The sequence below is a fragment of the Kangsaoukella pontilimi genome, assembly GCF_009830125.1.
GTDB classification, from domain to species: Bacteria; Pseudomonadota; Alphaproteobacteria; order Rhodobacterales; family Rhodobacteraceae; genus Kangsaoukella; species Kangsaoukella pontilimi.
In genome coordinates this window covers 70,091-82,303 of sequence record NZ_WUPT01000002.1, presented here as the reverse complement: position 1 = coordinate 82,303, position 12,213 = coordinate 70,091, and the positions used below count along the sequence as shown (strand labels likewise).

Genomic DNA, 12,213 nt, shown 5'->3' with positions numbered 1-12,213 from the left:
GGATAGCACCGACTTGGTCCCCAGCAATGCCGCTTGTCAAATGCCCAGCCGGTCGCGCAGCGAGAACCACGTCATCGCCAGCGTCAGCAGGGGCGCGCGCGAGTGCTTTCCGCCCGGGAAGGGCGCGACAGGGAGCTTGCTGACCAGCCCAAGCCGCGCCTCGTCTCCGGCGATCGCTTCGGCCAGTATCTTGCCAGCAAGGCCGGTCATGGCGACGCCATGGCCAGAGAATCCGGCGGCGACGAGCGTCTGATCGTCGATGCGACGGATATAGGGCAGGCGCGGAATGGTGATCCCAAGCGTGCCGCCCCAGTGATAGTCGATCCCGATCCCCGCGATCTGTGGAAAGAGCTTTTCCATCCGTGCCCTGAGCGCCGTCAGAATATCTGTCGGAAAGCCCAGGCCATAATTCTCGCGACCGCCGAACAGAAGCCGCTTGTCCTCGCTCAGGCGGAAATAATTCACGACGAATTTGTCGTCCGCGACTGCCACGTCCATCGGTAGAACCTCGTCCGCGAGGTCCCCCAGAGGCTCGGTCGCGGCGATGAAACTGTTGATCGGCATGACGCGTGACGACACCTTGTCCTGCAGGTCGGGGAAATAGCCGTTTCCGGCCAATACAACGTGATCTGCATGGATTGTACCACTCGGTGTCCTGATCCCGCCTTTCCCGATGCGAGTGGCTTCGGTCCGCTCAAAGATGCGGACGCCGGCAGCTTCGGCTGCGCGGGCCAGACCCAGGCAATAGCGAAGCGGGTGCAGATGCCCGGCGTCCCAGTCCATGACGCCGCCTTTATAGAATGCCGTCTTCACGATGCGAGAGACGGCTTCGCGGCCTTCGACCATCTCGGAGGGGTAGTCGTAGTGCTTGGCCAGATGTTCAGAGAGCGTCCGCCATTCCTCAATTCCGGATTTGTCATAGGCGCCGTGAAAGATGCCGGGCTTGTAGTCGGCGTCTGGTGCGTGCCGGGCCACCAGCGACCGGGTCAGCGCCTTGGCCTCGACCGTCAGGTCCCAGAGCTTTCGCGCGTCGTCCCGTCCCAGCCGCTTTTCGAGCCATATCTGGTCCTTGTTCCAGCCGGTGCCCGCCTGCCCGCCATTTCGCCCAGAGGCGCCGAACCCGGCTCGGTGCGCGTCGATGACGACCACGTCCAGACCCTTTTCGGCGGCGTGAAGCGCGGTCGAAAGCCCGGTATAGCCCGCGCCCACGATGGCGACATCGGCGCGGATACTGCCATCGAGCGCCGGGCGTTCGGCGGGAATGTTTGTCGTGGCGGCGTAGTAGCTGGGCGGATAAGTGCCCCGCCGGTCGTTTCGGTAAAGCGGGTTCATACGTTCAGCAGCAGATGCTCGCGTTCCCACGGACTGATGACCTGCAGGAATTCATCATACTCGGCCTTCTTGACGATCTCATAAACGCGGGCGAACTCCTCGCCCAATACGTCGCGCAAGGGCTGACAGGCGGCAAACTCGTCCATCGCGGCATAGACACCGCGCGGGATTTCCTCCTCGCTGTCGTAGGCGTCGCCCTTGAACTCGTCCTTGGGCGTGATCTTCTCGACCATGCCAAGGTACCCGCAGGCCAGCGATGCGGCGATCCCGAGATATGGGTTGCAGTCCATACCGGGCAGGCGGTTCTCGATCCGACGCGCTTCGGGCCCGGAGACCGGAACGCGGATCGCCGTGGTGCGGTTGTCGCGCGCCCATTCCAGGTTGATCGGCGCGGCGTGGTCTTTCACATAGCGTCGGTAGGAGTTCACGTAGGGGGCGTAGACCAGCGTCGCGGCGGGCAGGTAGCGCTGAAGCCCGCCGATGAAATGCATGAACTCGGGACTTTCGCTCTCGTCCGGGTTGGAAAAGATGTTCTGCCCCGTCTCGGTCGAGATGATCGAGTGGTGGATATGCATCGCGCTGCCCGGCTCGCCCTCGATAGGTTTCGCCATGAAGGTCGCGAAGCAGTCATAACGCAGCGCAGCCTCGCGGATCAGCCGCTTGAAGAAGAAGATCTCGTCCGCCAGCTTGACCGGGTCGCCGTGGCGCAGGTTGATCTCGAGCTGACCTGCGCCGCCTTCCTGAGTGATGCCGTCGATCTCGAAGCCCTGCGCCTCGGCAAAGTCGTAGATGTCATCGATGACCGGGCCGAATTCGTCTACGGCGGTAATCGAATAGGCCTGACGCGCGGCCGCTGGCCGACCGGAGCGCCCGGTCATAGCCGAGATTTCCTGTGACGGGTCGAGATTGCGCGCGACTAGATAGAATTCCATTTCGGGCGCGACGATGGGCGTCCAGCCCCGGTCGTTGTAAAGCTGGACTACCCGCTTCAGCACATTGCGCGGCGCGAAGGGGATCGGCTCGCCCGACTTGGAGTAGGCGTCGTGGATCACCTGAAGCGTCAGGTCCTTGCTCCACGGTGACGCGGTCGTGGTGTCGAAATCGGGTATCAGAACCATGTCCGGCTCGGTGAAACCCTCTTCGCCGGCAGCTTCGCCCCAGTCGCCCGTGATAGTCTGAAAGAAGATGGAATTCGGCAGGTAAAACTGCGCCTGCGTTGCGAATTTGGACGCGGGCATCGCCTTGCCGCGGGCAATGCCCGACAGGTCCGCGATGATGCACTCGACCTCGTCCACACGGCTTTCGCCGACATATTCGCGCGCGGCATCAGATGTATTGTTCAGCCAGTCAGCCATGTGCGGCCTCCTTGAAAAAGGCCGCGATCCGCGCGGCCATGCGGGCATTGTCATCCGCTGTTCCCAGCTTCTCCTGCGCCGGAGCGATACGGTCGTCTTCGACAACGCCGGGTGCGCGATGCTCAAGCAATGGCTTCAGAACGCTGTCGTCGAATTCCGGGTGCGGCTGGACCGAGAACGCCTTGCCGTCGTAGGCGAGTGCCGCATAGGTGCAACCCGGTCCTGTGCCGACAAGTGTCGCCATGGGCGGAAGCTCGACCACCTGGTCCTGATGCCACGCGTTCAGCGCGAAATGCTCGCCCTCGATCTCGTAATCGGTACGCCCGACTCGCCAGCCGCCATCGAATTTCTCGACACGGCCTCCGAGGGCCTGCGCGATGACCTGATGTCCGAAGCAGACACCAACGAGTGGAACCGCGTTGGCATAGGCCTCGCGGATGAAACTTTCGAGCTTCGGTATCCAGGGAAGGTCATCGTAGACACCGTGGCGCGAGCCGCCGATCAGCCAGCCGTCCGCCGCGTGAACATCATCGGGAAATTCGTCGTCTACCACGCGCCAGGTTCTGAAAGAGAACCCGTGGCCGGCCAGCATCTGAGGATATAGGACATCGTATTCAGGCATGGGGACGTCGCCTCGGTCGAGGTGTCCGGCCTGCAAGATACCAATCAGCATGAAGCACCAGAAAAAGTGGATGAGCAGACGGTATAATTGCCGCCTTGGCTCGACAAGAGATGTTTTTGATCAAATTCGGAAATGATGCCCGATGACCAAAGAAAAAGCGCGCCCCGGAGGTCCGGAGCGCGCTTGAAGCGGAAGCGAAAGGCTTACTCGGCAGGCGTCGTGCCGGCCTTACCCTTCTTGATAGGTGCCCAGATGCGCTTGTTGGTGAGGTACAGAAGCACGCTCAGCACGGTCAGGAAAAGGACAGCGATGAAGCCCGATTCCTTACGGGCGTTGAGCTGAGGCTCCGCGGTCCACATCAAAAAGGCGGCCACGTCCTTGGCCTGCTGTTCGATGGTTGCTTCGGTGCCGTCCTCATAGAGCACGTCATCGCCCCAAAGCGGCTGACCCATGGCCAGATAGGTGCCAGGATAGGCCTCGTTCTCGTAAAGAACTGCGCCCGCCTCTTCCTTTTCCTCGCCGGTATAGCCCGTCAGAAGTGACGCGATATATTCCGGGCCGCCCATGCCTTTGAAGAGCTGGTTCAGACCCAGGCCGTAGGGGCCATGAAAGCCCGCGCGGGCCTTGGCCATCAGGCTCAGGTCAGGCGCGTTCTCGAGGCTGGACTGCGGGAAGTAGTCGGTCGGCGTGGCGGGACGGAAATCGTCCAGTTCCTCGTCAAAGACCTCGTAGAATTCGGCATAGGCCCGGACCTGATCGTCGGGAAGGTCAGGCCCACCCTCGTAGCCGAGCGCCCGGAACGAGACATACTGCAAACCATGACAGGCCGAGCAGATTTCGGTGTAGACCTGAAGGCCGCGCTGAAGCTGCATCTGGTCATAGGTTCCGAACGGCCCCTCGAACGAGAAGTCGTAGTCGGTGATATGTCCCGCCTCGCCGGCGGCGAAAGCGCCGCCAGCGGAGAGCCCGAAAGCCGTGAGTGCGGAAAGAGCGATCTTACGGATCATCGTATTGGTTCCTTTCATTCCGCAGGCGTGGGGCTGACCACGGTCTTGGTGCCGCCCGTCTTGGATTTGTGCGCCTCGAAATCGGCTTCGATGGTTTCCGGCTGCGGCAGCGGCTTCTCGATCACGCCGAGAAGCGGCAGGATCACCAGGAAGTAGGCGAACCAGTAGGCCGAGCCGAGCAGCGCGATGTAGGGATAGATACCCTCGGCCGGCATTGCGCCAACCCACATCAGCACGAAGAAGTCGACGACCAGAAGCCAGAACCACCACTTGAACATGGGGCGGTAGCGGCCCGAGCGGACACTCGACGTATCCAGCCAGGGCGCAAGCGCCATGACCGCGATCGCGCCGAACATCGCCAGAACGCCGAAGAACTTGGCGTCGATGATGCCGCCGGTGATCCAGTTGGCCGCGATCACGACCCAGACTTCACCGTCGAAGGCGCGCAGGATCGCGTAGAACGGCAGGAAGTACCATTCAGGAACGATATGCGCAGGCGTCACCAGAGGGTTGGCTTCGATGTAGTTGTCGGGGTGACCCAGGTAGTTGGGCATGAAGCCGACGATGGCAAAGAAGACAGCCAGGATCACGGCCAGCGCGAACAGGTCCTTGATCACGTAGTAGGGCCAGAAGGGCAGGGTGTCCTTGGCCGCTTCCTCTTTCGAGCCGCGACGCACCTCGACACCGGTCGGGTTGTTGTTGCCCGTGGTGTGGAATGCCCAGATGTGAACGATCACGAGACCGGCGATCAGGAACGGCAACAGGTAATGCAGGCTGAAGAAGCGCGTCAGCGTATAGTTGTCCACTGCCGGTCCGCCCAGAAGCCAGGTCTGCAGCGTGTCGCCCACGAAGGGGATCGCGCCGAAGAGACCGGTGATCACGGTTGCACCCCAGAACGACATCTGGCCCCAGGGAAGGACGTAGCCCATGAAGGCGGTGCCCATCATCAGGACGTAGATCAGGATGCCGATGATCCAGGTGACCTCGCGCGGCTCCTTGTAGGAACCATAGTAGAGGCCCCGGAAGATGTGCGCGTAGACCGCGATGAAGAACAGCGATGCGCCGTTCATATGCAGGTAGCGCAGCATGTAGCCGCCGTTCACGTCGCGCATGATGTGCTCGACGCTGGCGAAAGCGAGCGAGGTGTCAGGCGTGTAATGCATCACCAGAACGATGCCGGTGACGATCTGAAGCGCCAGACAGAAGGTCAGGACGATGCCCCAGATCCACATCCAGTTCAGGTTCTTGGGCGTGGGGATCATAAGGGTGTCGTAAAGAAGACCGACAATCGGCAGGCGGCGGTGAAGCCACTTTTCGCCCGAGGATTGCGGTTCGTAATGGTCGTGAGGAATTCCAGCCATCTCAGTCTCCGTTATCCAAGGACGAGGGTGGTTTCGTCTTCGAACCGCACGACCGGGATCGGCAGGTTCTCGGGCGCGGGTCCGCGACGAATGCGGCCCGAAGTGTCATAATGCGAGCCGTGGCAGGGGCAGAACCACCCGCCAAAGTCACCGGCCTGGCCAAGCGGCACGCAGCCCAAGTGGGTGCACACACCCTGCTGGACCAGCCACTCGCCGCTTTCGCCAAGCGCACGGTTCTCGTCGGTCGCCGGCACGTCGCCCGTCAGGTTCGGGTTGCGCGCAATCGGGTCCGGAAGCGAGGAAACGTCCACGTCGCGGGCCGCTGAAATCTCGTCTGCGGTGCGGCGACGGATGAAAACCGGCTTGCCGAGAAAGTTCACCGTCATCTGGGTGCCTTCTTCGACACCGCTGATGTCGACCCGGATCGACGAGAGCGCCTGAACGTCCCTCGACGGGTTCATCTGGTTGATCAGCGGCCAGATCGCCGCCCCGGCCGCGACTGTACCGGCGCCGGCGGTGGCGTAGTACAGAAAGTCACGGCGTGTGCCTTCGTGGTCATCTGCGTGCGACACGTTTTGCTCCATTCAAAGTTCGGGCAAGGCCCATGACGTAACAGGCCAGAGGCGAGTCTGACCGCATTGTGGCGCTAAATAGCGGGCAGCCCCCTGACCGTCCAGCGGACAATCGCGCGCACCCCCCCTTGTGACGGGTGTCGCGGACTGTCGCCCTGATCGGTTAACGAACCACTACCGGCGGCCTATAGCGCCGGCACAGTGTCTTGCATGGACGGGCGCTCGGAAAAGCGCGTGAACCAGTCTGTCAGAAGCGGACGCCCTGTTCGCCATCCGCGCGCATCGTGGCGGAAATCCAGATATCCGAGCGCCGCTCCAACCGCGATATGCCCCATGCCCAGACGGCCTTCGAGATGGCTGATCCAGCGCGCCTCGATCACGTCGAGCGCACGGGCGATTTTGTCCCACTGGCCGTCTACCCACGGTTCGAAGCGGATCTCTTCTGGCCGCAGACGCCACTCATATGCCATCAGAAGCGCCGCATCGAGAATGCCATCGGCGGTGGCTTCCAGCGTAAGCACCTCCCAGAGACGCTTCTCCGGGTAATACACCCCGCCCGCGAGCGAATCGAGGTACCTGCAGATAACCCGGCTGTCGTAGAGCGCCGGGCCGTCGTCGCGGATCAGTACCGGTATCTTGCCGATCGGGTTCGCCGCCGTCGTCGTTGCGTTCGGCTCAAGAGGTGTGCCGGAGGCGTTGGTCTCGGTCACATGGCTGTCCAGACCGCTTTCGCGGAGCAGCACTTCCACTTTCCGGCAATACGGGGATGTGGGGCTGGTCAGCAGTTGCATGGTCATGATCCGGAACTCCCTTCGAGATGCCATGTTGTCCTGTTGCGTTTCACTAAAGGAATACGAGTGACATGAACATTGAGGACCTGAACATATCGCACAAGTCATGCGCGACCGCCTGCGCCATCTGCATGCTGGCCTGCGCGAAATGCCTCGATCACTGCGCGGGCAAGGTGCAGATGACCGAGTGCATGAAGCGCTGCCGGGACGCGATGATGGCTTCGGCTGATTGTGCGCGGTTCTGTGCGGGCGGTTCGCGAATGCATTCGGCCATGTGCCGCGCCTGCGCCGAGATTTGCGAGGCATGCGCTGCAGAATGCGAAAAGCACGACGATTACCAGTGCCGCCAATGTGCTGACGCCTGCCGAGCTTGTGCAGAAGAGTGCCGCCGTATGGCCGCCTAATCCGCCTCGTCCATCAGCCGCCGGAGCCGGTCCAGTTCGTGACCCAAGCCGCTTGAGATCTGCGCGGCGGCTGCCCGTCGCGCTTCGACGGGCTTGTTTTGACCCAGCTTCCACGTGCCGTCGATCCGCTCGACCGTCATGCGAAACGGCAGGATTTGCCGCATCATGCGGTCCAGAACCTGTGGCGTCATTTTGTCGGTCGTCCACGGCGTCTTAGGCGCGAGCCGCGTCTCGTAATCTGCCGATTGCCGGTCGAGCATGGCGCGCATTTCGCCGTGATCCAGCGGTTCGAGACGCCCCCTGAGGTGGACCGCGACGTAATTCCACGTCGGCACCTGGTCCGCGACGCCGTACCAGTCCGGCGAGACGTAGCCGTCCGGCCCCGAAACCGCGATGACCGCCTGTACCGCGCCGAGCCGCGCGATTGGGTTTGATCGGACGAGGTGCAGGTCGGCAGCATTGCCCGCCTCGTTCAGCGCAAAGGGTATATGGCTGAGGAGGGGGCCGTCGGGCGCATTGACCGCGAGCACACCAAAGGCCCGCTCCCGCGCGAAGGCGACATTGCGCGCGCGATCCTCAGCGCGAAAGGCCGGGTTCGGATGCATGGCTCAGGCCGCCAATCGGGTGCCGTCGACCGACCGGATCTGCGCCGTTACGATCTGACCTTCGGCCTGCGGAGCTTCGAAACGCACCTCCGCGAATTGCTCCGTTCGGCCCATATCGGCGCTCTCGGTCAGCACGCGATGCGCCTGACCCACCTGCTCGGCCAGATGCCGCGCGACCGCCGCATCGCCCGCGGCACGCAGCCGCGCCGCCCGTTCCCGTATCGCCGGGCCCGCGACCTGTGGCATGCGAGCAGCAGGCGTCCCCTTCCGGGGTGAGAAGGGAAACACGTGCAGCCAGGTGAGACTGCACTCGTCCACCAGTCGAAGCGAGTTTTCGAACATCGCGTCGGTTTCGGTCGGGAATCCGGCGATGATATCGGCACCGAACGTCATCTCTGGCCTCAGGCGCCGCGCCTCTTCACAAAAGCGGATTGCATCGTCGCGAAGGTGGCGGCGCTTCATCCGCTTGAGGATGAGATCGTCCCCGGCCTGCAGACTGAGGTGAAGGTGGGGCATGAGGCGAGGCTCGGTCGCGATGGCCTCCATCAGCGCCTCGTCCACCTCGATCGAATCGATCGAGCTGATGCGCAGGCGCGGCAGGTCCGGAACCAGCTTCAGGATGCGGCGCACCAGATCGCCCAGCTTCGGGGTCGACGGAAGGTCCGCACCCCAGCTTGTCAGGTCAACCCCGGTCAGAACGACCTCATTGAAACCGCGACCCACAAGCCGCTTGATCTGGTCGACCACGACACCGGCGGGGACCGAGCGCGAGTTGCCGCGACCGTAGGGAATTATGCAGAAGGTGCAGCGGTGATCGCAGCCGTTCTGAACCTGAACATAGGCCCTGTGCCGTCCAAACCCGTCGATCAGGTGACCCGCCGTTTCGGTAACCGACATGATGTCATCGACGCGCACCCGCTCGGTGTCGCCGATGAATCCGCGCGCCGCGTCGGTCCACGTCTCGGGCGACATCTTCTCGGTGTTCCCGATGATCAGATCGACTTCGCCCATGGCCGCGAACCTCTCGGGCTCGGTCTGGGCAGCGCAACCGGTAACGATCACGGTCGCGCCGGGATTTTCCCTGCGCAGACGGCGGATTTCCTTCTGGCTTTTGCGCACGGCCTCAGCCGTCACGGCGCAGGTGTTGACGATGACCGCATCCGACAGTCCTGCTGCCTCGGCCATTTCGCGCATGGCTTCGGACTCATAGGCATTCAGCCGACAGCCGAGCGTCGTGAACTTTGGGGCTGCGCCTGTCATTTGAGGGTGTCCAGAAAAGCCTGAGTGAAGGTTCCCGAGAATACGTGGCTCGTCGGACCCGTCATCCAGACGCCATCCTCGCGCCATTCGACCTCGATCACGCCGCCGTCAAGGTCGATCACGACCCGTCGGCCGGTAATTCCCCGGCGCGCAGCCGCCACCGCAACCGCGCAGGACGATGACCCGGACGCTTGCGTCACGCCCACCCCCCGTTCCCAGACGCGCATGCGCAGCCGGTCCGGCGCGGTCACGCTGGCGAACTGAACATTGGTGCGCTTGGGGAAGAGCTCGTGGTATTCCATCTCGGATCCGCGCCCCTCGAGATCGACCTCTTCGGCATTCTCCACGAAGAAGGTGCAGTGAGGATTGCCCATGCCCGTGGCGATCGGGTCGCCGTCGATCGGCAGGTGATCGATATCCACCTCCTGCGCCAGGGGAATGGCGCGCCAATTCAGGATCGGAGCCCCCATGTTCACGCTGGTCAGGCCATCGCCGACATCGAGCGCTGTCAGCAGGCCACGCTCGGTCCTGAGATGCACCTCGCTTTTCCCGGTCTCGTCCATGAGATGCCGGGCGATGCACCGCGTTGCGTTCCCGCATGTCGCAGATGGCGAACCATCCGAGTTGAAAAAGACCAGACGCCCGTCAGACCCGGCGTCGTTTTCGATGATCGCCAGTTGATCGAATCCAACCCCGCGATGGCGATTGCCTGCTGCATGGACCAGCGCAGCCGTCACCTGCGGCCCGCCATGACGACGGTCGATCACGACAAAATCGTTGCCGAGGCCGTGCATCTTCATGAAGTGCACAGAAGTTTCCGAATCCCGAACCATTGCCGCCATATAAGGCGGGAGAATGTTAGTGTTAAGTTACTTCAGGATTTCAGTCGCGAGGCGCAGCTCTACAGCCTGCTCGGCATCGACGACCCATATCTTGCCGAACGGGACCTTGTAGGCTGCGTCGTTCACGGCGGACAGACCGAACGAGGACCAGTAAGGTTTGTCCAGTGAGTAACCGAAATCCGGATCCGAAGCAGCGTGGAGCCCGAGTTCTGCATCTGCGGCGATCGACCGTTCGCGTCCCGCAATGAAGACATCGACGCAGGCCGATTGGCAACTGACCAGAACGGCCGTGTTGATTCCGTTTGCCGCGATGACCCGCCCGATCTGATGCGCGGCAAGCAGGTTGCCGCCCGGGCTTTGCGCGATGACAAGCCCGAAGACATCCGCCTGTTGCAGCACAGCCTGAAACTGGAACGAGGTCTCCCCGGTGATTTCACCGTCAAGCACCAGAATTTGCTCGCCATCCGTAAGCGTTTCGACAAAGAGCCCGCCGCCCAGCGGCTCGGCACTGGGGCTGACCAGAAGTCCGTCCCGAGGAACGCCACAGGCGGTCAGAGCGATCAGGGCAAGCGCGGCCAGGAGGCGGGACAGCATATTCGGGAAAACCTATTCGACGTCGACGTCCGAGCCTGAGTTGCGGACAGCCGCCAAGTCAACCGCTCGAAATGTTCGGATTGCACCGCGTGACGTATTTGCCCCTTGACGGTCGTGTGACCGGCGTTTACGTCCGGCGCCCGAGTGGGCCGTTAGCTCAGTTGGTAGAGCAACTGACTTTTAATCAGTGGGTCGCAGGTTCGAATCCTGCACGGCTCACCACTCTTTTCCCGGAAAGCCGATCAATGTCCTTTGAATGGATTCTATGCCCGGCGCCGGGCTTTTCTCCGCCCGTTACAAAATTTTCTGTAAAGTCGGTTGCAGACCTAGCTATTCGGCGACAGCTAGACGTCCGTTGGCCTGAAGCAATTCGTGTTGTGGAGTGGCGGGTTGTGTGAGCTCTCCGACAACAAATAGTGCCCATACGAGGATCGGGATCGCGACGACGCCGCCGATTGGTCCCCAGAGCCACAGCCAGAAAACCAGCGACAGAAAGACGAGCAGGGGATTGACACGCATGTGGCGGCCGACGAGTGCCGGCGTCACGAACTGCCCTTCGGTCAGGTTCATCGCGACATAGATGGTCGCCGGCAGAAAACTGTAAGGGCCGTCAAACTGTACGATGCCACCGACGACGAGGGAGATCGCGAAGAGCACCGGTCCAAGGTACAGGACGAAGTTGAGAAGAAAGGCGGCAAGGCCCCATAGCATCGGATTCGACATGCCAAGGCCCGCCATGACGAGGCTGACGCAAATGCCGAAACAGGCATTGATGGCCGTGATGGCCGAGAAATACCGGCTGACGCGCGCCTCGGCCCGGCAGAACAGATCGGTGGTGAAACGCTGCGACACCTGACCGATCCGCTTGTAGAAATCGAGCCGCGCGACGAGGAAGAAATAAAGCGTTCCGACAAAGACCAGCACGGCGGCTGCGAGCGACGGGGCATAGCTGAGGGCCTCCATGACACCAGGCACGGCCACCGTCGCCGCGTCGCCGGCAGGACCCTCTGCCGCTGTCGAGGGACTGCCATCCTCGGAAAACGCCTCGTTCACAGTGGTCTGCAGCTCTTCAAGGCCAGCCAGCGTTGCCCGGACCTCCTCCAGAAATTCGGTGAGCTCGCGCCAGATCAAGGGCGCGTTCCGCATGGCAGATGACAGGGTCGGCTCAATGGCCAGGAAGCCGGCGAGAAGAATGGCCAGAAGGCTCATCATCGTCACGAGTGCGGCGCCCGTGCGAGGCACGCCGATCTTCTCGAGACCGTCGGTGAGCGGAGCGCAGACCACACCCAGTACGAGTGCGGCCAAGATGGGCGCGAGCAATTCCTCTGCGGCCCAAAGTGCAGCTGCCGCGATCATCAGACTGATGAACGCGAGACATAGCGTATTCAGAGACTGTTTTTGCACCGAGAAAGCTCCTTGGAGAGGATAACTCGCCCTGTCCGCAGCGGTTCCCAGACGGCCAGAGGGG

Annotated in this window: 13 protein-coding genes and 1 tRNA gene; 2 read left to right on the top strand and 12 right to left on the bottom strand. The window is 62.2% G+C overall.

What is annotated here, in order from left to right; genetic code table 11:
* Positions 1-36: 36 nt before the first annotated feature.
* From GQ651_RS09785 to GQ651_RS09755, 7 genes are all read right to left on the bottom strand, one after another.
* Positions 37-1,332: an NAD(P)/FAD-dependent oxidoreductase gene (locus GQ651_RS09785; protein ID WP_160764079.1), complete on the bottom strand. Its 1,296-nt coding sequence runs from the start codon at positions 1,330-1,332 to the stop codon at positions 37-39.
* Entirely contained in the window at positions 1,329-2,687 is a 1,359-nt protein-coding gene (locus GQ651_RS09780; protein ID WP_160764078.1) for a glutamine synthetase family protein, read from the bottom strand. Before GQ651_RS09780 ends, GQ651_RS09785 begins: the two co-directional genes overlap by 4 nt.
* Positions 2,680-3,360 carry a type 1 glutamine amidotransferase gene (locus tag GQ651_RS09775; RefSeq protein WP_160764077.1) on the bottom strand — a complete coding sequence of 227 codons (681 nt, stop codon included), beginning with the start codon at positions 3,358-3,360 and terminating at the stop codon, positions 2,680-2,682. The genes GQ651_RS09780 and GQ651_RS09775 overlap by 8 nt, the downstream gene beginning before the upstream one ends.
* 152 nt (positions 3,361-3,512) lie before the next feature.
* Positions 3,513-4,316 (bottom strand): cytochrome c1, encoded by an 804-nt coding sequence (locus tag GQ651_RS09770; protein WP_160764076.1) that lies wholly within the window; start codon positions 4,314-4,316, stop codon positions 3,513-3,515.
* A gap of 14 nt (positions 4,317-4,330) precedes the next feature.
* Positions 4,331-5,677 carry a cytochrome b gene (locus GQ651_RS09765; protein WP_160764075.1) on the bottom strand — a complete coding sequence of 449 codons (1,347 nt, stop codon included), beginning with the start codon at positions 5,675-5,677 and terminating at the stop codon, positions 4,331-4,333.
* A gap of 11 nt (positions 5,678-5,688) precedes the next feature.
* Positions 5,689-6,249, bottom strand: a complete 561-nt coding sequence (gene petA / locus GQ651_RS09760; protein ID WP_160764074.1) for a ubiquinol-cytochrome c reductase iron-sulfur subunit — start codon at positions 6,247-6,249, stop codon at positions 5,689-5,691.
* Between the two features lie 185 nt (positions 6,250-6,434).
* The gene (locus GQ651_RS09755; RefSeq protein ID WP_160765117.1) at positions 6,435-7,040 is read right to left on the bottom strand and encodes a glutathione S-transferase; all 606 of its coding nucleotides are present in this window, start codon (positions 7,038-7,040) and stop codon (positions 6,435-6,437) included.
* Between the two features lie 71 nt (positions 7,041-7,111).
* On the opposite strand from GQ651_RS09755, the gene GQ651_RS09750 reads away from it, so the two are divergent.
* A complete protein-coding gene (locus tag GQ651_RS09750) occupies positions 7,112-7,444 on the top strand; it encodes a four-helix bundle copper-binding protein (protein ID WP_160764073.1) in 333 nt (110 codons plus the stop codon).
* Here GQ651_RS09750 and GQ651_RS09745 read toward each other — a convergent pair.
* The 4 genes from GQ651_RS09745 to GQ651_RS09730 are packed head-to-tail and all read right to left on the bottom strand — an operon-like array spanning position 7,441 to position 10,745.
* Positions 7,441-8,049: an FMN-binding negative transcriptional regulator gene (locus GQ651_RS09745; RefSeq protein WP_160764072.1), complete on the bottom strand. Its 609-nt coding sequence runs from the start codon at positions 8,047-8,049 to the stop codon at positions 7,441-7,443. The two genes, GQ651_RS09750 and GQ651_RS09745, sit on opposite strands and share 4 nt — an antisense overlap.
* Before the next feature lie 3 nt (positions 8,050-8,052).
* Complete coding sequence (mtaB, locus tag GQ651_RS09740) at positions 8,053-9,309, bottom strand: tRNA (N(6)-L-threonylcarbamoyladenosine(37)-C(2))-methylthiotransferase MtaB (RefSeq protein ID WP_160764071.1); 1,257 nt, start codon at positions 9,307-9,309, stop codon at positions 8,053-8,055.
* The gene (gene dapF / locus GQ651_RS09735) at positions 9,306-10,151 is read right to left on the bottom strand and encodes a diaminopimelate epimerase (protein ID WP_406565455.1); all 846 of its coding nucleotides are present in this window, start codon (positions 10,149-10,151) and stop codon (positions 9,306-9,308) included. Before dapF ends, mtaB begins: the two co-directional genes overlap by 4 nt.
* 27 nt (positions 10,152-10,178) lie before the next feature.
* Complete coding sequence (locus GQ651_RS09730) at positions 10,179-10,745, bottom strand: COG3904 family protein (protein WP_160764070.1); 567 nt, start codon at positions 10,743-10,745, stop codon at positions 10,179-10,181.
* 146 nt (positions 10,746-10,891) lie between these two features.
* On the opposite strand from GQ651_RS09730, the gene GQ651_RS09725 reads away from it, so the two are divergent.
* Positions 10,892-10,967: transfer RNA gene (locus GQ651_RS09725), tRNA-Lys, on the top strand.
* 108 nt (positions 10,968-11,075) lie between these two features.
* Here the strand turns inward: GQ651_RS09725 and GQ651_RS09720 are convergent.
* A complete protein-coding gene (locus GQ651_RS09720) occupies positions 11,076-12,149 on the bottom strand; it encodes an AI-2E family transporter (protein WP_160764069.1) in 1,074 nt (357 codons plus the stop codon).
* Positions 12,150-12,213: the final 64 nt, after the last annotated feature.

What these genes read in the sequence shown, in the direction of transcription:
- GQ651_RS09755 (WP_160765117.1), bottom strand. Translation starts at nt 7,040, where the DNA reads ATGCAACTGCTGACCAGCCCCACATCCCCGTATTGCCGGAAAGTGGAA.
- GQ651_RS09750 (WP_160764073.1), top strand. Translation starts at nt 7,112, where the DNA reads ATGAACATTGAGGACCTGAACATATCGCACAAGTCATGCGCGACCGCC.
- GQ651_RS09730 (WP_160764070.1), bottom strand. Translation starts at nt 10,745, where the DNA reads ATGCTGTCCCGCCTCCTGGCCGCGCTTGCCCTGATCGCTCTGACCGCC.
- GQ651_RS09745 (WP_160764072.1), bottom strand. Translation starts at nt 8,049, where the DNA reads ATGCATCCGAACCCGGCCTTTCGCGCTGAGGATCGCGCGCGCAATGTC.
- dapF (WP_406565455.1), bottom strand. Translation starts at nt 10,151, where the DNA reads ATGGCGGCAATGGTTCGGGATTCGGAAACTTCTGTGCACTTCATGAAG.
- GQ651_RS09765 (WP_160764075.1), bottom strand. Translation starts at nt 5,677, where the DNA reads ATGGCTGGAATTCCTCACGACCATTACGAACCGCAATCCTCGGGCGAA.
- GQ651_RS09775 (WP_160764077.1), bottom strand. Translation starts at nt 3,360, where the DNA reads ATGCTGATTGGTATCTTGCAGGCCGGACACCTCGACCGAGGCGACGTC.
- GQ651_RS09785 (WP_160764079.1), bottom strand. Translation starts at nt 1,332, where the DNA reads ATGAACCCGCTTTACCGAAACGACCGGCGGGGCACTTATCCGCCCAGC.
- mtaB (WP_160764071.1), bottom strand. Translation starts at nt 9,309, where the DNA reads ATGACAGGCGCAGCCCCAAAGTTCACGACGCTCGGCTGTCGGCTGAAT.
- GQ651_RS09770 (WP_160764076.1), bottom strand. Translation starts at nt 4,316, where the DNA reads ATGATCCGTAAGATCGCTCTTTCCGCACTCACGGCTTTCGGGCTCTCC.
- GQ651_RS09780 (WP_160764078.1), bottom strand. Translation starts at nt 2,687, where the DNA reads ATGGCTGACTGGCTGAACAATACATCTGATGCCGCGCGCGAATATGTC.